Below are 24,264 nucleotides of genomic sequence, written 5' to 3' on the forward strand. Positions count from 1 at the left end.
TTACCATTATATCAATATATAGGTGGGGTAAATGCAAAGGTATTGCCTGTACCTATGATGAATATTATAAATGGTGGCTCTCATGCTGATAACTCAGTAGACTTGCAAGAATTCATGGTTATGCCAGTTGGTGCAGGAACATTTTCAGATGCCTTAAAGATGTGTGCAGAAGTATATCATACATTAAAGAAGACTTTAAATGAAAAAGGTTATTCAACTGGAATAGGTGATGAGGGGGGATTTGCTCCTAATCTAAAATCTAACGAAGAAGCTATAGAAGTTATAATAGAAGCTATTACTAAAGCAGGTTATAAACCAGGAGAAGATATGTTCATAGCAATAGATGCTGCATCTTCTGAATATTATAAGGACGGAAAATATGTTTTAGAACATGAAGGAAAGACATTAACAGCTGCAGAGATGGTTGATTTCCTTGAAAAATGGGTAGATAAATATCCTATTATCTCAATTGAAGATGGAATGGCAGAAGAAGACTGGGAAGGTTGGAAGCTAATAACCGATAGATTAGGTAAAAAAGTTCAATTGGTTGGTGATGATTTATTTGTTACAAATACAAGCAGATTAGAGACAGGAATTGAAAAAGGTGTAGCTAATTCAATTCTTATAAAACTAAATCAAATAGGAACTCTAACAGAGACATTAAATGCTATAGAAATGGCAAACAGAGCAGGATATACAGCAGTAGTATCACATAGATCAGGAGAAACAGAAGATACAACTATAGCAGATCTTGTAGTAGCAGTAAATGCAGGGCAAATAAAAACAGGAGCTCCAGCAAGAAGCGAAAGAGTTGCTAAGTATAATCAATTAATAAGAATAGAAGAAGAACTAGAAAGTGTTGCTGAATATAGAGGAAGAAAAGCTTTCTTCAGTATTAGATAACAAGGCTACTACTAAGACAATATATTGTCTTAGTAGTTTTCTATTTTTAATATCTTTTATTAATAAACATACGGTTTTTTTTAGTTAATCATTTCTAACTCAATTTATTCAAAAAAACATTCACTACAAAATTTTCCTTAAATCCCCAACTTAAGTTTCAGCAAAAAATCACGATAATAATTTAATCAACTAAATTTTTGAAAATAAAGTGAGGTACACATGAAACTACAAGAATTAAAAAATGTCGTATTTGCAAATTTGAATAAATCTTTATTTGATTTAGCCATAGAAAACATAAAGAATGCTCTTGCAATTGATCTTTATGACAGTGACTTATATTTTTATATGGGTTTAGCTTATGCTGGAAAGAAAAATTATAATTGCGCATATTTATGCTTTGAAAATGCATTGAATTATTGTAAAACTAATGAATCTAAAGATAATATTCTATTAGAAATCAATAAGTTAAAAGATCTTAACGCAATTTCAGTAAGTGACTTTTCAATTATTATAATAACAAATAATAACTTAGAATATTCAAAGAACTGCATTGATAGCATAAAAAAATATAATACTTTGGACAACTATGAAATTATTATAATAGATAACAACTCTAGTGATGGTACATCTGAATGGTTGAAGTCTGAAGAAAGTATAAAATACATACTTAACAGTGAAAATAAAGGAATTCCTGCTGGATATAATCAAGGAATAAATCTTGCTAAAGAAACTAATGATGTATTTGTGTTAAATAATGATGTCATAGTACTTCCAAACTCAATATTTAATTTGAGAATGGCATTATACTCTGAAAACTCAATAGGTGCTGTTAGTCCAGTTAGTAATAATGTTGGATATTATCAAGCAATACCAGAAGGGTTTAATGATATCTCTGAATATATTAATTATTCATTAACATGCAACATCCCAAATGATAACCAGTATGATTTTAGATTAAAGTTAGTTGGATATGCTCTATTCCTTAAAAGAACTGTTTTAAACAAAATAGGATTATTTGATGAACAATTTAATCCTAGGAATTTTGAAGATGATGATATTTCTTTAAGGGTGCTAAAATCTGGTTATAAGAATATCCTTTGTAAAGATAGTTTTGTATTAAATTTAGGTGTTACAAACTCCCAAGTATCACTAGATATATTTAAAACTAATGAAAATAAATTTAAAACAAAGTGGGGATTTAATCCTTTTTATTCTCTCCTTATAAGAAATGAGATAATAGGGCTTTTAGATAAGCCTGCTGATACAAGTATTAATGTCCTTGAAATTGGATGCGCTTGCGGCGCTACCCTGTTAGAAATAAAAAATAAATATCCTAATGCCAATCTTTATGGTATTGAACTTAATGATAATGCTGCTGAAATAGCAAAAACTTTCGCCACCGTTACAGCTGAAAATGTTGAAACTTCTTCTCTTAATTATGATGAAGGTTTTTTTGATTATATTATTTTTGCAGATGTTTTAGAACATTTAAATGATCCATTGAGAACATTAGAAACTGCAAAAAAATATTTAAAAAGCAACGGATATATTTTGGCTAGCATACCAAATGTCTTAAACTATACAGTACTAAAAGATTTAATTAATGGTAATTGGACTTATACAGATGCCGGAATTTTAGATAGAACTCATTTAAGATTCTTTACATTAAATGAAATACAAACTTTATTCACAAAGGCACAATACAATAATCTATCAATATATTCCGTTAATAATGCACCACAAAATAATGAAGATATTGATTTTATAGAAAAGATAAGCAGTATATCTAGTAAAAAAGAAACTATAAAAGGAGAATTAACTACCTATCAATATATAGTTAAAGCTCAAAATTATGATAAGACCAATGAGTTACTAGAAAAAGCACAAAACATAAGAAACGAAGTTAACTTTTTCTTACGAAAATTGGATATAAATTCTGATAACAACAAGGTATTAACTAAACTTATCGATTTGATTAGAATTGAAAATATAAGCTTTGAATACATTATCGAAGCTGTTGAAAAAAATACAATATTAAAAAGCAAAATATTAAACTCTCTAGGAATCAAGTGTTTTGAATGTGGATTAGAAGGCTATGTAATACCTCTCTTGGAAAAAGCCTACAAGTTAGATCCTAAAGATTTAGAAATAGTTTATAACTTGGCTTGTGCTTTAAGCCTAGCAAAAGAACATAAACTTGCATTAGAATATATAAATTCTCTAGATAAAAGCAATGATAATATAGAAGAATTAAAAGCTTTTCTTATTAATCAACTTGCCTAAATGTTTAAAAAACCTACGATTTTGTTTATCGTAGGTTTCCTTATTCTAATTATTTTTCACAACTACTGCTCCTAATTTACTTACATTAATTATATGAAAATATTCATTATCCTCTAATATGAGGTACTTATCTGTTCCGCTATAATATTCTTTTACTTCCCCATAGTAAGTTAACTCAATAGCCTTTTCTGAATTATAATTAGCTAAAGTATCATATAGGTAAGCTGTTTCACTATTAATTTCATAACCATTATTGTACTTTTTTAATGTTATTGCCATTACATATTTTAAATTTATATAGTGTTTATATTCTTCACTTACGTAGAGCAAAGTATTATCCATTAATTTTACACAATTATATGAGTTGCACTCTGCTGTTACCTCTGGATTAGATTTATCATAATCAGATAGTGTCATAAATATATTCACCTCTGATACCATATCTAAAATTTCAATTTGTGAATTTGAATCATTTAAACTTTTTATATTAATCATAAATTTTCCCCTTTCCTTTAATCATTTATAGAAACTTCTTTTACTTTGTCTTTAAGAACATATACCTTATAAACATTTCTTTTAATAGTTTCTGAATCACTTAATTTATAAGTTCTCTCAAAAAAATATACTTTTCCTAACTTATCCTTATAATCTACATCTGTATTATCTGCATAATTTGTAGTACAATCAAGATCTGTTACTTCAATGTCAACGGACTCTTTATTGTCCTGGTTTATCTTAAAACGATAGTATGTCTTATCTTTTGAACTATTATATAATTCTGAAAACATAAACCCCTCAACATCAACCAAATTTGCTTCTCCTTTATACTCCTCTGTATAAGGAGGTAACTCTAAAGTTTCACTTTTCTTATGTTTATAAACACCATAGACTACAATACCTACTATGACCACAATCACACAAATTATAATATACTTCTTCTTATTTGATGTATTTTTGTTTAGCATCATATTTCCCCATCCTCCATTTCTACATAAGTAGGTGTGTACATACAGTTCACATCTGTTATCTCTGTACCAACTCTGGTATATATTCCTGCAAATTCAGTTCCACATAAATACGTACCAAACACTGGATACCTATTATCACTCGTCTCTGAAAATATATATTCCTGAAATATATAACCTTCATTAAACTCATCTATATTTATAATATTTCTAGACAAGGTGATCCCCTTCCCCTCTCTAGATAAGATTGGTTTTACTACAAAATCATTTGTTCTCATTTCACTTGCTTCTAAAGTTGTGTATGGTATATGCTTTTCTATGAGTAAGGCTTCTTTTTCATTAAAGAAATTGAATTTTAGAAGTTCGTAAATTAAAGCAAAAAACATTTTGTTTTGAGATATAATGCTACTAGTATTATTTAGAGAGATTACATTATTACTTTCTAAGGCATACTTTAACCTTGCTAAATCTTCTGTTTCTTTGTACTCTAACCAATCTAAAGGATAGTATCTAAAAATGGCATCAACTTTCTCACCATACAAAGATACCTCTCCTTTTTCACTAACCTTTAGATCATAAATATTCCCTAAAGTTATAGTAATACCATTAAGCTCTGATAAGATATTCTTTATAGTATTGATAGTATACCAATCTTCATAATATAAACTTCCTACAATAGCAATTTTCTCTATTCTTTTCACCTTAGAATATTCATCTATCATCTTATTAACTTGTTTTAATACTTTTTCTTTAAATTCACTATTAATGTTCTGTAAGTTAGATATCTTAACTTCTTTTAGTAACTCTTCTGAAATATACATTGTTTCACATATACCAGCTGGAGTTTCTGAATTAATTTCAAGTACTTTCCATACTCCATTTGTATCTAAAATCCAATCCATTCTTCCAAGTAAACAAAGTTCTTCAGTATTTGAATTCTTAATCACTTTTTCTAAGTATTCTAAATTAAATGCATCTTTATAAATAGAAATGTTATCTCCTACAAAGCTTTGAACTTTTTTAAATATTAAAGCTATTTCATTTGTAAGACTTTTCAATTCTTCATATTTGCTTTTATTTAATACTAAAGGACTGGTTTTGATATATTCAGAAATCCTGCAATAACTGCCACAAAATCCAAATCTAATTAGAGAACTAGTAAACTTTCTATAATCTATATTTGTATTAATAGTTTTAAAACATTCTTTTTTATTCAAAATAGGGGTTATCCATGTATTCTCCTCTTCTGTTAAGTAAGAAGGATTAAACCTAACACAGGTTCCTATATAATCTTTTATAGATATAAAAATCCCTAAATTAGCAAAAGCTTCTACCCTCTTTGTGAAAATACCATTGCTGTATGGAGCCATATCCTCTCTGATTTTACAAAACTTTTGCAAAATGAAAGATTTTCCACTTTTCAAAGCTTCAATCACATAATCAATACATTGTTTCCACTCTTCTTGTGAATACAATTCACCAATAAACACATCTATACTATACCTTCCATATACAGGCTTTATCACCCATCTATCCTTATCTTCAACAGCCTTTTGTATATTATCTATATTTAATAATTCAGTATAAGGCAAACTTTTATTTATTACGTCTACCTCACTTTCAGACAACCTAGAATCTTTTTCTTTTACCAACTTCCAAAGATAACTATAAAGATTTTTGCATTGCCCAATAATCACCCTCGGATCATTCAATAGTAGCAGCTTTCCATTTTCAAATAACCTTAGCATTTCAGAAAAGCAACTTACTTCCTTAAAGTATTCAGTAGGATATAACCTTAATATTACATCAATCTTTTTCTCAAAAGAATATATAGAATTATCAATATATTGAAAATTAGTATTATTACATATTACAAACTTAAAATTTTCATTTTGAAATAATTCTTTAAATAACATCATTAGATGAGTTTCTTCTGCTCTCGAAGATGAGCTTAGAAGAGCTATAGTAAGCTTATCCTTATCTTTAAAATAATCATTGCATATACTATAGAAGTTATTTTTAAGTTTTTCTATAAATCCTATATTTATATTCTCCTTACTGTTAACTAGAGATTCCATTACCATTATTTCTCTTTGTGCACAGGGCTTATCATAGTTTAATTCACTATAAAACACTCCTGAACCATCGTCTTTTACAAATCCATCATATCTTGTCCAAAGTAAAGGTGCTAGAGGATTTTTAAGTGCCAATATTTCTTCTTTATAAGGAAACTCTGGTATATAAGGAACTAAATCATTGAACTCTCCATTAATTCCTTCTATAATTCTATTAACAAGATTATTTATTTTAGTAGATGTCTCATTAAAAATATTATGATACTTATCTTCTAAATAAAAGGGCTCTTTAGTGAAAATATCATGATTCCTTGTCGAGTGGACCATATGATATTTAAATAAAAGTTCATTAATAAATTTATTATCCAATTTATCTATCTCCTAACCTGTAAAGCTAGTAGATTTTGATGAACTATAACTGCCATCTGAAGATACTACAGAAGATGCACTAGAAGGTTTGCTTGACCAACTTTTCCATCCAGAACTTGTTGAAGAATCAAAATGAGAATTACCACTACCAGGTAAATAGAAAAATGAATGTCCCATATATCCTCCTCTAAAGATATTATTATTTTGTGCTTCTTGATCTTCTTTATCTTGTTCTTTTACAACTTCTTTGAAATTATTATATTTTGCATTGCCACAGCCTGTTAATACAGCACCCCCGCTAATAGCCATAACTGTAGCCATAGTTAAAGATAGAACTTTTTTATTCTTCATTTTTACCACCCCTATATTTCTAACTTTCTAAATCAATAAAAACTATATTTATTTTTTCTCCCTTTAAATAGTCTAAGTATTTTTGTATATCTTCTTTAATTCTGTTTCTATATATGAACATTAAGCTGTCTATATTCATCATTTTCAAAACTTCGCTATGTGGTAATTCTTCCTCAGTTACTTCATATTGATTATTAAAGACAAGAGGATCTAAATAATCATCATTATCTTTATATCTTCCATTATCTAAAATAAAGCAATATCCTTTTACTTCTTCTATATCCTTGAACTTCAAGGAATAATTCACCAATTTATTATGAATTACATTGTTACCTATTAATCCATAATTATGAGCTATATGATTAATTGATAAAATAGGCTTTATACTTAAATTATTATTTAGCATTATACTAAAATCCAAATTCTCTTCTGCCTCAAGATCACTAATTATTAATACATTATCTAAACTAGTTTTTATCTTAGCCTCTAGTAATTTAAAGCTCTCTTTATTTTCTTCTTTAATATCCTTACACTTTGTAATATCTACTTTTTCTAAATCTACTGTTGATAATGATGCTAATGTTGTACTTTTTACATAACATTCAAAAATGCTGCTGTTTTTACGCCAGTTATCATAGCTTTCTATCAATCTATCCAATATTATTCATCACTTTCCTTTACATGAATTTATTAAAATATATGAAGAATATTATAGCATACTTTTCAATGTTTTACATATATTTCGAAAATTCATTCTAACTTGCCATGAATATTTTTTTTAAACCTTCTTAATTCCAAGTATTTTCTGCTGATTCTATAAAAAAAGAATGTAGCAATTTTATAAAAATCCAACTACATTCTCAAAGCAAGTATATTTTATTATAATATTATTCTTTATAAATTATTTTATTCAAACCCATTAAATCTGAAATATCAATTGCTCCATCACCATTTAGATCTGAATTTTCGTTCACTATTTTCACATCAGAATCCATAAGGTATGCCTTTAAATTATTAATATCTTTCTCATTAACAACTCCATCACCATTAACATCACCTTTTATATTGATAGTAAGCTTTTCATTTAGCTCCACCAAATCCGCAACATTTATGACATCATCACCATTTAAGTTCCCATTTTTTTGTACTATTGACTTCTCCTTTCCAGTAATATACTCTTTCAAAAGCATATAATCATCTGTATCAAGAACGCCATCACCATTTACATCACCTTTTATATTAGTATTAAGTTTTTCATATAAAAGCTGTAAGTCTAAAATATCTATAGAATTATCTCCATTAAAATCTGTATTTTCTTTTACAAATTCCACCTTTGTACCAACTAGATATTTCTTTAAACGATTAGCATCATCAATATTAACAATACCATTTCCATCTACATCACCTTTTATTTTTGTAATAACTTTAGTTTGTAAAATGGTTAAATCATTATTATCTATATTGCTATCTTCATTAATATCTCCATTATCATAAACTAAATCAATATCATCATCAGCATTTAAATATCTATTTAATAATGATAAATCATCCACATTTACAAGACCATCCCCATTAACGTCCCCAGGTAAAAAATTTGCTGTTTTTGCACAAGTGCTAATAGGACTTACAAGTACAGCACTGCATACTAATGTTGCAATAAATGCAATAAGCTTTTTCTTCATAAATAACTCCCCCACCCATAATATGTATCTATAATCAACATTTTCCTTAAAGTTAATTATATACTATATATGAGTTTAAATCAATTTTTGTAAATATATAGGGTGTGTTGTTAAATTGAAAAACCTGTTATTTTCTAAAAGATTCTTATCGATCAGATACTAAATCTGATTTATAATTTTTAATTTTATCAAGTAAAGCACTATTTACATTGTAATCAGAATCATCATATTTTGTAAAAACCCATGTAAAATCTCCACCATTGACTCTTCCTGCATAAGTGGTAACATTCCCTTCTATATCTTCTGGCGCATCTGGTGCATAGTCATACATAGCTGCACTTGTATCAAAATTATTATAAGTATTTTTCCCATTTACAGACTTAAAGGCACTTGTTACCGCCTCATTTCTTGTCGTTGCCAAGTAAGCATCAAATTCCTTAGAATTATCATTAGCATAAACAAGTCTTTCAGCACCTTCTACCTTATTGTTATATGCCTTAATCATGCCCCCTTCTTCACCTGAAAAATTTCCTCTTGCCTTGTTATAAATATCAGTCCCTTGCAAAGATGTTAACATTGGATATTTACAATTTCTAAAATAATTAGCTTCAACAAAAGCAGATGAGCCTTTAGTAACTCCAACTCCATATTTTGAATTACCATCAAAATAGTTATTATATACATGAACTGTACCAACTCTTATACGTGGATGTCTTGAATCTGAATGATCAAACCAATTGTGATGATATGTTACATGGAAATCTTCTGTATCATTCATTCCACAAAGTGAGCACTTTCCAGAATCATAGTAGTGATTATATGAAATTGTAACATAATCTGATTTTTTCACATCACTAGATCCATCACCTTTCTCTTGATCATTATCACTTCCTTCTGCTCCATAAAAAATATCATTATTATGTATCCAAATATTCTCATTGTCTGTGTCAAGTGAAATAGCATCATCTGGGAACATCATAAAACCAACATTTCTTATTTCTACATTGTGAGCATCTCTAACAAGAATTCCCCATCCATAAGCTGTAGCATCTTCTCCTACCCCTTCAAATGTAACATTATAACAACCTTTTAATTGCAAGTATCCATTGCTATTAAGACTATCAATATCAGATGACTTTACTTCTCCTATCATACGAATAATAAGTGGCCTTTTATCATAACCTTTTTGACGTTTTGCTAAAATATCAACAAGTCCTGTACAAGTAACTCTTGTTCCTTTTTTATTTGCTATAACGTCTGCTTCCACTGTATTTACTGTATCTTTTGTAATATATATTATTTGAGCATCTCTTGCTACAGTACCGTCATTATTATATCCTCCAGAGCCTGTCCTCATTGGTGACTCTAAAGAAAAAGCAAAACCTTCCCTAGTATTTGCTTTTACCTTAATACTTTGTGTAATTTCCTCCTTTGAGGTTACTTCTTCGTTATTTATTATAGGCACTATTTTTATTAAATAGTTTCCTTCTGAAAGGCCTAAAATATCTGCTCTTAAATATGTTTTATATTGTCTAACTAACTTATTTTCTATTAGTTTATACTCAGAGTCTATATCATTTGCTAATTTATAATAAACATTATATCCTGTAGCCCCCTCCACAGGAGCCCATTTAACATTAGCTGATTCTAACCATCCTTTACTATCTAATATAGAAACTGTAGGATTAACATTTCCCATTACTTCCATCAATGAAGAGCTTGTACTATAAACCGAAGCACTTGCATGTACTAAAGGAGTCATAATAATTGCAGACACCAAGGTAGTTACTATTATACCTTCTGAAACTTTTTTTAATTGAAAGTTCTTCTTCAATCTTTTTCCCATTTCCCCACTCCTTTCTTATTCTTATTATATATATTAAGCACAACCAAATTTTCACAGTTCTATTTATATTTAACCAAATTAATATGTTAATGGTATTATAATTGTCACAAATAATATAAATATTGTCAATATAGAATGACAATATTATTCCAATTGAGCTAATTATTTTCACAAAAAAACCTTAACAACGCCTCTATCTACATTGTTAAGGTTTAATAACTTAAATTATTTTTACTCTAAATCTTCTCCATTTGTATTTATAACCTTCTTATACCATTCAAAACTCTTCTTTTTCGATCTTTTCAAAGTCCCATTTCCTTCATTATCTTTATCTACATAAATAAATCCATAACGTTTCTTCATTTCTCCTGTTGATGCACTTACTAAATCTATACATCCCCAAGGTGTATATCCCATAAGTTCCACTCCATCTTCGTTTACTGCGTCCTTCATTGCTTTTATATGTTCTTTTAAATAATCTATACGATAATCATCTTCTACATAACCATTTTCATCTGGGTTATCCACAGCACCTAGTCCATTTTCAACAATAAATAATGGTTTTTGATAACGATCATATAGTGAATTCATTGTAATTCTAAGTCCTAATGGATCAATTTGCCATCCCCATTCACTTGCCTTTAAATATGGATTCTTTAATGTAGCAAATACATTTCCTTCTGTTTCTCCAATAACTTTTGGATCCGCACTAGTTAATCTAGAAGAATAGTAACTAAAAGATATAAAATCAACTGTATTATTTCTTAGAATTTCTTCATCTCCAGCTTCCATTTCTAAATTTATATTTAATTTTTCTAACATCTTCTTTGCATAGTTAGGATATTCCCCACGAGACTGAACGTCTATAAAGAAATAATTTTCTCTATCCTTCTCCATTGACCTCCATACATCTTCTGGTGCACATGTATTGGCATATGTATTTCCAGCTGCTAACATACATCCTATTTTAAATTCCGGATTAATCTTACGTGCTATTTGGGTTGCTTTAGCACTTGCAATCAATTGATGATGTGCTGCCTGATACTTTACTGCTACTTCATTTTCACCTTCTTCAAAAACTAAACCTGCTCCTATGAATGGCAAATGTAATAGCATATTAATTTCATTAAATGTAAGCCAATACTTTACCTTATTTTTATATCTATTAAATATTACTTCACATAACCTTTCATAATAATCTACCATTTTACGACTTCTCCAAGAACCGATAGTCTTTACTAAATGCATTGGAACATCAAAATGAGTTATAGTTACCAATGGTTCAATTCCATATTTTAAGCATTCATCAAATACATCATCATAAAATTTTAATCCTTCTTCATTTGGTTCAATATCATCTCCATTTGGAAAAATACGAGCCCATGATAATGAAAGACGGAAACATTTAAATCCCATCTCTCCAAATAAAGCTATATCTTCTTTATATCTGTGATAAAAATCTATAGCTTCATGGCTTGGATAATAATGCTCCTTATCACACTCTAACATTTTAAGCTTGCCCATTCCTACTGGAAAACGATCCTTTCCTGATGGCATTACATCAACTGTAGACAAACCTTTATTACCTTCTAAATATCCACCTTCACACTGGTTAGCAGCAGTAGCTCCTCCCCATAAAAATCCTTTTGGTAATTTATTTGCATTTTTCATCATAAAATTATACCTCCTAAAAAATCATACATACATTGTTGATTTCAAAAATTATGTTTTTAATCCATAGTACTTCCTATATAAGAAATCCTATGGATTTTATTAATTTTGCTTAAATATTTATCTTTTCTATTTATATTATTAAATCATTACAGTTAATAAATCTTCTTTATAATCAATAGACTTTTTATCTGTTTCAATAATATCTAAGTAATTATCTGAATTAGTTACAACTATAGGCGTTATTGTTGAATAACCTTCTTTTTCTATAGCTTTTATATCAAATTCTAATATAACTTGCCCAGCTTTTACTATATCTCCTTGCTTTGCTTTAGGAGTAAAATGCTTACCTTCTAATTGAACTGTGTCCATTCCAATATGAATTAATATTTCTGCTCCATTATCACTTGTAATTCCAAGTGCATGACAAGTTGGGAAAAGAGTTGTTAAAACTCCATCTACTGGTGCAATTATTTTGCCTTCTATTGGTTTAATAGCAATCCCTTTGCCTAATGCTCCTTTTGAAAACGCCTCATCTTTAACTTCTGATAAAGGTGTAACTTCTCCTTTTAATGGGCTTATGACTATTTCTTGTTTCACTAATGAATTTTCTTTTTTAGGCTCTTCCTTTGCTCCTTCATCTTTAAATCCTGCAAACATCATTAATAAAAATCCTAACACAAAACTTACTGAAATTGATATAACTGCTCCATAAAATGCTTTATCTAATCCATTAGGCCCTATATAACTTGGAAGAGCAAATACTCCAAGGCCACCCATCATAAGAGTTTTAGTTCCAAATAATCCTGTAATGGCACCACCTACTGCTGCTCCTATACAGCTTATTATGAATGGTTTCTTACGAGGTAATGTAATTCCATATATAGCTGGTTCTGTAACTCCGAAAAATCCTGAAATAACTGCTGGTATAGATAATGATTTTAACTTCTTGTTCTTTGTTTTAATTAAGATCGCTAATACTACTCCTGTTTGTGCAAATGATGCTCCAAGTACAGATGCTAATACAGGATCCCCACCAAGTACTGCCATATTATTCATAGCTACAGGAACTAATCCCCAGTGTAATCCAAAGATAACAAATACTTGCCAGAATCCACCTAAGAATATTCCTGCAATAATTGGACTTACATTATAAATTCCAACTGTAGCTGCTCCAAGTAATTTACCTGCCCAAGTAGCTATAGGTCCTATAACGATAAGAGTTAATGGTGCAACAACAAGTAATGTGCAAAATGGAACTAAGAATGTTTTAACAACATCTGGTATTATTTTCTTGAAAAATCTTTCAATTATTCCACCTACATATACAGCAAGAATTATAGGAATAACACTTGAGGAATAATCCATTAATATAACTGGAATATTTAAAAAAGTTACATAAACGGGTGACTCAATTATGCTTCCACCAAACAATGTAGTAAGTGGTGTTCCTGCCATTAGTGCAGTTAGCTTTGGATATACTAAAACTGCACCGATTGCCATACCAATAAACTCATTAACCTTAAACTTTCTAGCTGCTGTTAACCCTAAGAATATTGGGAAGAAGTAAAATAAACAATCTCCTATTGCATTTAAAATTTGGTATGTTCCTGATTTATCACTAAGAAGTCCTAATGCTACAAATAAAGCATTAAAGCCTTTAATCATACCAGTTGCACTTAACACACCAAGTGTTGGAGTAAATACTCCTGAAATAATATCTATAAATTTATTAAATGGACTTAATTTTTCTTCAGCTCCTTCTGAAGCAGCTGCAAATCCACCAATAGCAACAACATCTGCATAAACATCTGGTACATGATTTCCAATAACAACTTGATATTGTCCACCACTTTTTACTACAGTTACAACTCCATCCATGTTTTTAAGCACTTCAGTATTTGCTTTACTCTCATCTTTTAATTTGAAACGTAAGCGTGTAATACAATGTGTTAGACTGTTAACGTTTTCTTTGCCACCGACATTTTTTATAATGTCTTTTGCTAAACTTTCATACTTCATAATTCCTCTCTCCTTTGTATAAATAATATAATAATAATTTCGTATATAAAAAAAGCGAAACCTCAACAGATAGAATATATTTAACTTCTATCTATCATGGTCTCGCCTGCTTTACCAGTAACAATCCAAAATTTATTCATTTATTATAGATATATTGCTACATTTATCCATTAAGAAATTTATGATATAAAAAAAACCTTAATCAATAAAAAGGAATAAATAAAATCACTTTTCATTAACAAAGGTATCGCCTGATCGAATCAGTAACAATCCAAACTCTTATGAACACTTTATGTAAGCGTTATCTATGTTTTTATTATATCCCCATTATTTATAATCGTCAATAGTTTTTATAAAAATATTTTTACTTATATTTTTTTACTCTCCAATTCTAAGCACTTAACTTATCATAACTATGAATTTTAATAAATTTGCTCTTTAAAAGTCTTGATGTTATAAACGATACTAATGGCACTGTTAATATAACCCCAATACTTCCTGATATTCCTTGCATTATCTCAATTCCAATAGAATACATATTAATAATTTGATTATATTTCATACTATAGGAATATATTAAAATTAATGTATTAATAGCTCCTCCTGTAAAAGCTAAAATAAGAGTGTTAGCCATGGTCCCCATCATGTCTCTCCCTACATTTATTCCTGAAATAAAAAGCTCCTTGCTAGTTAATTTATTATTTTTATCATAAATTTCATTTACAGTAGATGCTATAGATATACTAACATCCATTACAGCTCCTAATGAAGCTATAAGTATTCCAGCAAATAATATTCCTCCCACATTTAAATTGGTTTTGGTTGATAAAAATACTAATTCCTCAACTTCTGCTACATTATATCCTGATATCTTGGCAAGGTATCCAAATAATGTTGCTGCTCCTCCTGCTGCAATTACCCCTAAAATAGTTCCCATAATAGATGATATTGTTTTTACACTAAAGCCTGCTATTAAATACATTGTAACTATAGTAATTAAAATTCCTATAATAACAGCTGCGAAGAATGGTGAGTATCCTTTATATAACATTGGTATAAATAAGAAAACTATACAAACAAATGTAAATACAAGTCCTATTGCAGATTTAAGTCCCCTTTTCCCTCCAATTGCCCAAAGCATTAACATAAATAATAGAACAAAGGCATAAATAATGGTTCCTCTATCATAACTATAAACCGAAGCCACATAATCATTTCCTTCTGTACTTAAGGAAACGATAACCTTCATATTTTGCTTACATCCAGCCCCATAAAGATAACCTGATGCACTTGTAGCATTTAATACCTCCCCTTTTTTACTTCCACTTAACATTCTAACCTTCACTTCTTGATTTCCAACACGTGAACCATCTTCTTGTATATTATCTTTTAGAACCTCTTCAACTACAGCCTTCTCATACTCAGTGCCTTTCTGATTTATCAATTCAGGCTTATCTACTTTATTAAAGAAATATAAAAATATAAAGAACCCAAAGGTTAATATCATTATAATCATTATTCTAATAATAGCTCTTCTGTCACTTAATAGTTTAGAAAACATATTTATCATCCTTTATTTCTATATTTAAATTATAAGGAGTGCATAAATACTCCTTATAATAACCATGCCTCAATTTTGTAAAAGTTTTTACCTTGCTTCTTTATGTTTATTACTTCTAATTCCATATACTAGCCCAGCAAGGGTTATAAATACTACTGCTATGAATGGATAAACATTAGCTTCATCACCGGTTTTAACCTTACCTATAGTTTTTACATTTAAACTTTTTACCTCTGGTGCATCTTTAACAACTTTTGTGCTAAAATCATTTAATACCTTATCTAAATTATTTAATGCATTATCTACTGCTAATTGATTAGAATCAGGCGAATTCATAATGCCTTTAGCTAACTCAATTGCTGCCCTTAAACTTTCTTGTGCTTCTACTGGATATTGTCCTTTTTCTGTTCCTACTGCTACACTATTTAATAGAGTTTCTGCTTTATCTATTAATGCTTTAAGTTCAGTTTTATCACCCTTAACTTCAATATTATCTATGGTGTTTTTTAAGTTAGTATATGCATCAGCAATTTCCTTAGAAGTAGCAGAAGCTTTACTTGATATTCCTTTAGCAGCTACTAGTTGATTTTCTAGATTACTAAAACTTGAAGGTGTATAATTATCTTTACTACTAACTTTATTATCTCCTATAGCTATTAACTGATTTAGTTTTGCTTTATCTATAGATTTTATAATTGAAAAAGTATTATCTATCTTTTCTCCATTATCTGTTCTATAAGTATTTATTGTAAAACTTACTTCATCAACACTTATTTTAGAGTAAGTTGGAATATCTTGCTGCCATCTTGCTGCTATATAAGATTGTTGATGTTGTATCAAATCATAATACTTGCTACCTGATGCAGAGTTAGCAGTCATATAGAGTATCCCGCTTGGATCTACAACATTTCCATTTTTATAAGTTACATCTTCCCTAACATTTTGTACTGCATTCGGATCTTCAATGCTCTTTAAATACTCTTTATATTCATTAGGCGTATCTTTCCCAGCTATCTCATCATCATAATATTTATAAAAATCAGTAGAATTCATGATTTTAGCGTTATCTGCCTTTCCACCTTTTAGTATTAAAGATCTTGAATAAGTATGATCATGTCCTGTTAAAACTACATCAATTTTATTTTCTTCTAATATAGGAATTAAACTATATCTTAAACTAACAATTTCTGGTTCATTTGAATGTTCCCCTGAACCATAAATATCATGATGTATTGTCACTATACGCCATTTAGCATCCTTATTTTCATTAATTGCTTTCTCTATAACTTGCTTATGTTCTGCCATATTTTTATTGTTAGTGTTTAAAGTAATAAATAGTGTATTTCCATATGAATAATAATAGTCTCCACCAGCTTTTGTTAAGCCTAAATCAGATGTATTGGGATTATTAAAATGATAAGAATAGTTCGGACTATTTGAATCATGATTACCAATTGTTGTTGCAACAGGCAATGATCTTAATACATCTGGTCTTAAAAAGCCAGCATATTCGATATCTTGCTCATTACTTTTTGGCTTAGATGTTTGAATTTGATCTCCTGCTGAAACCATAAAACTGATATTTGGATGTACCTTTAAGGCAGTATTTAAAGTATTATTCCAGTTAAAACTATCATTCATAACTGCTGCATATTGGCCTTGTTCTCCAGTTGCCCCAGTAGCAATATTGGAAGATGATGACCCTATTTGCGGATCCCCCACATATAAAAAACTAAAACTTTTTGTATCTTGAGTTTTAAAAGAAATAGCAGATCTCCAAAGGCCACTTACTTGGTAACTATAATAATATACAGAATTCTTTTCAAGGCCTGTTACAGTTACTTTGTTACTCTTATATCCATTGACAGCCTCCTCAGTATTTACAGCTATCTCTTTTGCATCGCTAAGATCCTGATTTTTTCCAAACTTAAACTTTGGATTTAATTCTGCATTTTTTGAGTACCAGGCAAAATTTATTTCGCTAGCATTTTTACCTGGAGTCAATGATACTCCCAAGGGATCTTTCGCATTTTCAAAGCTTTTTACCCACTTATCCCATGCTCCATCATATTTTCCTGCAGATGTTTGACTTGCCTCTGTCCATCCATCTGTAGATGATGCAAATGCATTAATACTTGTAGTAAATATCATAGTTGTACCTAATAAAAAAACCGCTATTTTCCTTTTTAACATTTTTACTCCTCCTAATTTTGGTAGATATATTTTCAAGTAAAATCACTACATTAACTAATATTTCACTTTCTTTAAATAATAACCCTGCAATGTTATAAATACATAAACATCGTGTTAAATTATGTAAATTATTTTCAACAAATTTATATTAGGATCACTATACTTACTTATAAAAAAAGAACCACAACTTACGCTATGGTTCTTACTTTATCAAACTATTCATATAGCTCTAGCTATACTAACTAAATCATATATATCTATTGCTCCATCTAAATTAAGATCTTTATTATATTGCCAACTTTCCATTTCACCTACTGCCTTCTCATTATAATGAGCTGCTACTTCAGCTAAATCAGTAATATTTACAACATTATCCTTGTTTATGTCTTCTGTATAAAAACCTGATTTTATCATATCGATAGAACGGAAAATTGACCTACTCTCACCATTTACATCTACATATTGAATATCGCAAAACAAACTATAAGTATTTTCTTGCCACTCTGCATCTAACTTATTATCTATTAATATCTTATTCCCACTAACTGTATAAGGCACATCAACTTGATCATAATTATTATTATATCTATAAAATCTTATACTTACATCCTCACTTATATCTATGTTGAATGTTAAACTTATACCATTTTTGCTATTCATATTATTAGTTGAAATTTGAAACTCTTTAGTTTCATAAAAACCTGGTCTCTGTTCATCATTGAAAGCATCCCATCCTTTAGTGTCTTTTAAATACTTCATAATCGGATAATCACTACTTATATGATTCATACCTACATAAAAATGTGGTGGATATGTACTTGTAATTATATCGCTTAAGTTTCTAATAGGTGTTAAATCTTCTATTTCGTTGGATTCCAAACTAATTTCATAAAGTTTTACAGATTTCTCTAATGGATTTAAATCTTTAATATAGTTACGTGATGCATTTATTGTTTCTAAATTTGTCAAACTCTCAATACCATTAAGACTGGTGATTTTGTTATTATACAAAGATAAGTATGTTAATTCCTTACAACCTTTAACTAAACTTATGTCTGTTATTTGATTATTTTGTAACTCCAAATATCTAAGGTTTATTAAATTTTCTATTCCTTTTATATCCTTGATATAGTTACCACCAAGATCTGCATTATATAGCTTTGTAAATTTTTCTATACCTTCTAATGTATATAAGTTACAACTATTTACTGTGAGTCCTTTCAATTCAACGTTGTTACTTAAATATTTTAAATTTATCATATTTACTTTATTTAAAGTCACATACTCTAGGTTTTGTAAATAAGTTAAATCCTTTAAGTTTTTAGATGCTCCATTTGAAGTTACATATAGATTGCTTAATGAAGTTAATAATCCTATATCTTTAAAATCAACATCCTCACCATAAATATGTAATGATGTTACTTTACTTAAATCTCCACTAGTTATTTGATTCTCTGCTTTACCAAGTTCATTAGCTATGGCTTTAGATACATCTTTAGAACTAACTGTAACAATATCCGTATCAGAATATGTATTTACAGATATACTTAAATTTTTGTCACTATCTAGACCCTTATTTACTTTATTTACAAGGGCATTTTTAGGTATTGAAAGTGTTGCATTTCCTAAATACTTTGAATTCACTTTTATATATAACCTTCTATTATCAATTCTAGTAGTTGCAAGCAATGGATTGCCATTTGCATCTTTTAATGATATTTTTGAATAATCTATTCCAGCATTTATTGAGTCATCAAATGATATATACTTCTCTTCTTTATTTATAGTATTAAAATTTGATACCACACTAAGATTGGTATTAATTGAAACATTTATACTTCTCTTTATGCTTCCACTTCTGTTACTAACAGTCATTACTGTATTTCCATTACCTCTACCTGTTACTACTCCATCTTCATCTACTACTGCAACCTTATGATCTGAGCTTGTCCAATTCAGCTCTTGACTTGTATACAAATTCCCTACTATACTTGCATTTATTTTTGATTTTTCACCAATTTTAAGCATTAATGAAGTTTTATCTACATTAATACTCGTAGCAATTTCCGCTGCTTTATTATAACTATAAACAGTTAATGGATTTGCATATTCCTTTTTAGTCAATTTATTATATGTTATTAAAAAACTATTATCTTTTCCAGCATCACTTGTAAATTCTAAGGATGGAGACACAATATCTTTATACTTCACCGCCACCATAAATCTCTTGCCTCCCTGCACCTCAATAGGGGTATCAAGCTTAATGGTATTAAGTCCTGCATATTCTAGAACTCCACTTTTTCTCTTTTTATTTAGCAAGTAGCTTATATCTCCATTTGGATAATTGGCTTCAGTATAATTTTCATCAATATAAACTTCATAAGGCGCATTTGTTGAAAAAGTAAATATAGAAAAAGCACTTAAAAGTTCATTATTCTTAGCAGTATTTACATTTGCCATAAATTGATCATTTAAATATGATGAATTATAAGTGTAATTTATAGAATATTTACCATAAGAATACCTATTGTCCACATCATTAACTGAATCTATATTTTTAGCAGAAAATATTAATCCATAACCTAAACTGGTATCATAATATGAAATATAGAAATATCCATCATCTCCCCAATTACTTCCCCATGAATTCTTTACTATAAAAGCTCCATTCCCTGAAGGTATGTTTTTAAACTTTTCTTTAGGATAATTATCATCCCATCCAACCAATGTAACAGCATGATTGCTACTTGAACCATTATTATAATAATAAGAAACCTTATCATCAGCTAAATAGGAACTTGAATCATAATAACTTATTCCAACAGCTCCATTCTTCATAATAGTTTCCTTTATTTTGTCGTTATCTAATGAACTGGCTCTTGATGGAAGTAACAAACTATCATCAACATTATAATAAGATGGAACATCTCTATCTACAGGAGTTTGTCCACTAACAAAGTATGGATCATCTTTTTCTAAAACAGGTCCAGTGCCATTTGCAAAATAACTCGTAGACATTGAGTAATTTCCTCCATTATCTACGCCATTTACTCCTAGTCTATCCACAACTAAATTACTTTCAGATAAATCCACTTCTTTACCTGTTGTATATTTTAAATTACTTTCTACTGATGACATAGATGAAAAAGCCCAGCATGTCCCAAATGGATTCTGATTTTTTATAGATGTAACACCATCTTCTTCCCTTAAATCAAATCTGCTAGGTAAAATGCCCGTAGCCTTTATTGTATTTGACGGCTGTTCAAATATTTTAATATTTGAATCTACATAACCATACTTATTTTCCTCATTAGAAGTTTCTACTGCTTTTGTTTTAATATTCCCAGGAAATATTGAAGTAAATAAACAAAAAGCAAGAAGAATATTACCCATTTTCTTTCTCATTAAATTCTCCCCCGTTTTTAAACATTTTATTACATATTATACTATATTGATTTATTAACCCAAAGAGTTTTTCTATTAATATACGAATTTAATTAAATTTTTCTTATATTTTTATAAAATGATTAAAACAGTTATCTATATCTATATTCAATTTGACACTTTTAAATAATAAAAGGTCATGTCTTTTAATAAAAGACATGACCTCAATATAGTATTATTTACTTATTGACTGTCCACCAACTCTTACTAGACTAGATTCATAGCTTTTAATTTTATCCATTAATGCACTATTCATCTTACAATCTGTATCATCAGCGCTTGTAAATTTCCATGAGAAATCTCCACCATTAACTCTTCCTGCATAAGTAGTAACATTACTTTGCACATTTTCTGGTGCATCTGGCAAATACTTATACATAGTTCCACTTATATCAAAGTTGTTATAAGCATTTCCTCCACTTACTGATTTGAAATCGCTTGAAACCACCTGATTTCTTGATGTTGCCAAGTAAGCATCAAAATTCTTAGAATCCTCACTAGCATAAACGAGTCTTTCAGCACCTTCTACTTTGTTATTGAAGGCTTTAATCATACCACCAGCTTCTCCTGAGAAATTTCCTTTTGGATTATTGTAAACATCAGTACCTTGAAGTGAAGTTAACATTGGATATCTACAATTTCTAAAATAATTAGCTTCCACAAAAGCAGATGAGCCTTTTGTAACACCAACTCCATATTTAGCATTACCATCAAAATAGTTATTATAAATATGAACTGTTCCAACTCTTATACGTGGATGTCTTGAATCCGAATGATCAAACCAGTTATGATGGTATGTCACATGGAAGTCCTCTGTATCAGTCATTCCACAAAGTGAACATTTTCCTGAATCATAGAAGTGATTATATGAAACTGTAATATAATCTGATTTTTTAACATCACAAGATCCATCACCTTTTACTTGATCAGCATCATGTCCTGCTGAACCATAGAAAATATCATTATTATGAACCCAAATATTCTCATTATCAGTATCAAGAGAAATACCATCATCAGGGAACAACATAACACCAACATTTCTTAGCTCTAAATTATGACAATCCCTAATAAGGAATCCCCATCCGTAAGCTGTAGCATCTTCTCCTATACCTTCAAATGTAATATTATAGCAACCTTTAAGCTGTAAATATCCTGTTTTATTTAATCCGCCAATATCCGATGCTTTAATTTCGCCTATCATACGAATAATAAGAGGAGTCTTGTCAAAACCTTTTTGACGTTTTGATAAAATATCACTAAGTCCTGTACAAGTAACTTTTGTTCCTTTCATATTTACTATAACATCTGCAGTTACTTTATTAACAGTATCAGCTGTAATGTATACAACTTGAGCACCACTTGCAACAGTACCATCATCATTATATCCCCCAGAGCTTGTCTTCATTGGTGATTGTGCAGAAAATGCAAACCCTTCTCTTGTATTCGCTTTTACACTAATACTTTTTGTAATGGCTTCTTCGCTTTCATTTTCTTTACCATTTATAATAGGTACTATTTTTATTACATAATTTCCTTCTTTAAGTCCTACTACATCTGCCCTGAAATATGACTTATATTCTCTAATTAAATTATTATCTAATTGTTTATACTCAGAATCTGAAGCTGTTGCTAGTTTATAGTAGGCATTATAACCAGTCGCACCTTCAACCGGACTCCATTCAACATTAGCTGATTCTAAAGATCCTTTGCTATCTAATATAGATAAGTTACTTCCAATACTGTTTATGTATCTTGCTGATAAATAACTTGTATTGTAGTTAAAAGTTGTGGCATTAGCACTTAGCATTGGACCTATAACAATTGATGATGCTAGAGCAGCTACAACTACTCCTTCTGATACTTTCTTAATATTCTTGTGATTTTTTTTCCCTTTTTTCATTTTCATATCCCCTTCTTCTTTAATTTTCCACCTAAAGTAACTATATTGAAATACTTACTCAAACTGGTATACATGTCTCTTTGATAATTATTTCAAATAATGTAAATGTTGTCAATAAGAAAAAGCACTATTTATAATAATTTTTTTATTACAAAATAGTACTTTTACTATATTTATCTCTTCATTAGTATAATTATTGTATACCAATAATTAGATTTCCTTTTATATCTTATTAAGTAGCATATTCATTATTGAATCATCTTTAAAAAACACAGGATATCTTCTATTGTAGTTTCCCCATATCAAACAAGGATATTTTGTAAAATAGAAACTACTAAAAAGCACTTCTCTTGCAGTAAGTTTAAGTAATATCTCTAATATTTCAGAATTAAGCCTAATAAAAATATCTTCTGGACATAGTTTAAAGGATTCTATTAATATAATTTCTTTTTCATCTAATATATTTTTTACAGCACCCTTCTCTTCTTCATTTAATCTTCCATAATAGAAATCAGCATAAGAATTTTCTACCCCATTTATACTAAATAATTTTCTTATAACATCATTTACATGCTCTTCGGTACCTTCAAGAATTGAATTTGGATATCTATCAAAACCTTCTTGTATATTCTTTATGTATACAACATTTTTCTTTTCTAATTCCTTTAAACTTATTTTCACTTTCATATTACCTATCCACCCTACCTTCTTTTTTACAAAAGCCCTAATTCTACTTTTTTCATGAAACTTTATTAAGACACATAATGACAACTTTATTATATCATGGGCTAAAATATATATTTAAACTCATTATCTATATTATTATCCCCTTATACATACCATTCTTAAGTAAAATCAAATTATTTATTCATTTTTATAAGTCTCTTATAACAAAACTTAATATATATTAAGCTTTTTGTATAAAATATCTTTAATTCCATTATAAAACCCCATTTACATATTATACTACTTATGGTAACTTTATATTTATAAAGCTTT

The 24,264-nt window shown here is 29.1% G+C and carries 16 protein-coding genes; 2 read left to right on the forward strand and 14 right to left on the reverse strand.

Features of this window, described 5'->3' with window-relative positions:
* A partial coding sequence (eno, locus tag H9661_RS07160) for a phosphopyruvate hydratase (RefSeq protein WP_191768005.1) occupies window positions 1–903 on the forward strand: 903 nt, incomplete at its 5' end.
* A 219-nt stretch (window positions 904–1,122) separates the two neighbouring features.
* Complete coding sequence (locus tag H9661_RS07165; RefSeq protein ID WP_191768006.1) at window positions 1,123–3,186, forward strand: bifunctional glycosyltransferase family 2 protein/class I SAM-dependent methyltransferase; 2,064 nt, start codon at window positions 1,123–1,125, stop codon at window positions 3,184–3,186.
* A 45-nt stretch (window positions 3,187–3,231) separates the two neighbouring features.
* Here the strand turns inward: H9661_RS07165 and H9661_RS07170 are convergent, their stop codons facing one another.
* From H9661_RS07170 to H9661_RS07235, 14 genes are all read right to left on the reverse strand, one after another.
* Window positions 3,232–3,681 (reverse strand): hypothetical protein, encoded by a 450-nt coding sequence (locus H9661_RS07170; protein WP_191768007.1) that lies wholly within the window; start codon window positions 3,679–3,681, stop codon window positions 3,232–3,234.
* A 17-nt stretch (window positions 3,682–3,698) separates the two neighbouring features.
* A complete protein-coding gene (locus H9661_RS07175) occupies window positions 3,699–4,154 on the reverse strand; it encodes a hypothetical protein (RefSeq protein WP_191768008.1) in 456 nt (151 codons plus the stop codon).
* Window positions 4,151–6,595 (reverse strand): glutathionylspermidine synthase family protein, encoded by a 2,445-nt coding sequence (locus H9661_RS07180; RefSeq protein WP_191768009.1) that lies wholly within the window; start codon window positions 6,593–6,595, stop codon window positions 4,151–4,153. The genes H9661_RS07175 and H9661_RS07180 overlap by 4 nt, the downstream gene beginning before the upstream one ends.
* A 12-nt stretch (window positions 6,596–6,607) precedes the next feature.
* Entirely contained in the window at window positions 6,608–6,946 is a 339-nt protein-coding gene (locus H9661_RS07185) for a hypothetical protein (RefSeq protein ID WP_143318264.1), read from the reverse strand.
* 19 nt (window positions 6,947–6,965) lie between these two features.
* On the reverse strand, window positions 6,966–7,604 hold the full coding sequence (locus tag H9661_RS07190; RefSeq protein WP_143318263.1) for a hypothetical protein: 639 nt from the start codon (window positions 7,602–7,604) through the stop codon (window positions 6,966–6,968).
* Window positions 7,605–7,833: 229 nt separating this feature from the next.
* On the reverse strand, window positions 7,834–8,628 hold the full coding sequence (locus tag H9661_RS07195; protein ID WP_191768010.1) for a dockerin type I domain-containing protein: 795 nt from the start codon (window positions 8,626–8,628) through the stop codon (window positions 7,834–7,836).
* A gap of 145 nt (window positions 8,629–8,773) precedes the next feature.
* Entirely contained in the window at window positions 8,774–10,474 is a 1,701-nt protein-coding gene (locus H9661_RS07200; RefSeq protein ID WP_191768011.1) for a pectate lyase family protein, read from the reverse strand.
* A gap of 231 nt (window positions 10,475–10,705) precedes the next feature.
* On the reverse strand, window positions 10,706–12,148 hold the full coding sequence (locus H9661_RS07205) for a 6-phospho-beta-glucosidase (protein WP_185966888.1): 1,443 nt from the start codon (window positions 12,146–12,148) through the stop codon (window positions 10,706–10,708).
* A gap of 138 nt (window positions 12,149–12,286) precedes the next feature.
* Window positions 12,287–14,167: a beta-glucoside-specific PTS transporter subunit IIABC gene (locus tag H9661_RS07210; RefSeq protein ID WP_143318260.1), complete on the reverse strand. Its 1,881-nt coding sequence runs from the start codon at window positions 14,165–14,167 to the stop codon at window positions 12,287–12,289.
* A gap of 391 nt (window positions 14,168–14,558) precedes the next feature.
* Window positions 14,559–15,728 (reverse strand): YibE/F family protein, encoded by a 1,170-nt coding sequence (locus H9661_RS07215; protein ID WP_143318259.1) that lies wholly within the window; start codon window positions 15,726–15,728, stop codon window positions 14,559–14,561.
* Window positions 15,729–15,815: 87 nt separating this feature from the next.
* A complete protein-coding gene (locus tag H9661_RS07220; protein WP_191768012.1) occupies window positions 15,816–17,921 on the reverse strand; it encodes a purple acid phosphatase family protein in 2,106 nt (701 codons plus the stop codon).
* A gap of 219 nt (window positions 17,922–18,140) precedes the next feature.
* Window positions 18,141–21,326, reverse strand: coding sequence for a C1 family peptidase (locus H9661_RS07225; protein ID WP_191768013.1), 3,186 nt, complete (start codon window positions 21,324–21,326; stop codon window positions 18,141–18,143).
* A gap of 214 nt (window positions 21,327–21,540) precedes the next feature.
* Window positions 21,541–23,265, reverse strand: a complete 1,725-nt coding sequence (locus H9661_RS07230; protein ID WP_243240356.1) for a pectate lyase family protein — start codon at window positions 23,263–23,265, stop codon at window positions 21,541–21,543.
* A gap of 222 nt (window positions 23,266–23,487) precedes the next feature.
* Window positions 23,488–23,952, reverse strand: a complete 465-nt coding sequence (locus tag H9661_RS07235) for a hypothetical protein (protein ID WP_191768015.1) — start codon at window positions 23,950–23,952, stop codon at window positions 23,488–23,490.
* Between the last annotated feature and the right edge of the window lie 312 nt (window positions 23,953–24,264).

The sequence above is a fragment of the Clostridium cibarium genome (assembly GCF_014836335.1).
In the GTDB taxonomy this organism is placed as follows: domain Bacteria; phylum Bacillota; class Clostridia; order Clostridiales; family Clostridiaceae; genus Clostridium; species Clostridium cibarium.

Excerpts from the sequence above, each read along its gene's own strand:
- H9661_RS07165 (WP_191768006.1), top strand. The coding sequence starts at position 1,123 with ATGAAACTACAAGAATTAAAAAATGTCGTATTTGCAAATTTGAATAAA.
- H9661_RS07170 (WP_191768007.1), bottom strand. The coding sequence starts at position 3,681 with ATGATTAATATAAAAAGTTTAAATGATTCAAATTCACAAATTGAAATT.
- H9661_RS07175 (WP_191768008.1), bottom strand. The coding sequence starts at position 4,154 with ATGATGCTAAACAAAAATACATCAAATAAGAAGAAGTATATTATAATT.
- H9661_RS07185 (WP_143318264.1), bottom strand. The coding sequence starts at position 6,946 with ATGAAGAATAAAAAAGTTCTATCTTTAACTATGGCTACAGTTATGGCT.
- H9661_RS07195 (WP_191768010.1), bottom strand. The coding sequence starts at position 8,628 with ATGAAGAAAAAGCTTATTGCATTTATTGCAACATTAGTATGCAGTGCT.
- H9661_RS07200 (WP_191768011.1), bottom strand. The coding sequence starts at position 10,474 with ATGGGAAAAAGATTGAAGAAGAACTTTCAATTAAAAAAAGTTTCAGAA.
- H9661_RS07205 (WP_185966888.1), bottom strand. The coding sequence starts at position 12,148 with ATGATGAAAAATGCAAATAAATTACCAAAAGGATTTTTATGGGGAGGA.
- H9661_RS07210 (WP_143318260.1), bottom strand. The coding sequence starts at position 14,167 with ATGAAGTATGAAAGTTTAGCAAAAGACATTATAAAAAATGTCGGTGGC.
- H9661_RS07215 (WP_143318259.1), bottom strand. The coding sequence starts at position 15,728 with ATGTTTTCTAAACTATTAAGTGACAGAAGAGCTATTATTAGAATAATG.
- H9661_RS07220 (WP_191768012.1), bottom strand. The coding sequence starts at position 17,921 with ATGTTAAAAAGGAAAATAGCGGTTTTTTTATTAGGTACAACTATGATA.
- H9661_RS07225 (WP_191768013.1), bottom strand. The coding sequence starts at position 21,326 with ATGAGAAAGAAAATGGGTAATATTCTTCTTGCTTTTTGTTTATTTACT.
- H9661_RS07230 (WP_243240356.1), bottom strand. The coding sequence starts at position 23,265 with ATGAAAAAAGGGAAAAAAAATCACAAGAATATTAAGAAAGTATCAGAA.
- H9661_RS07235 (WP_191768015.1), bottom strand. The coding sequence starts at position 23,952 with ATGAAAGTGAAAATAAGTTTAAAGGAATTAGAAAAGAAAAATGTTGTA.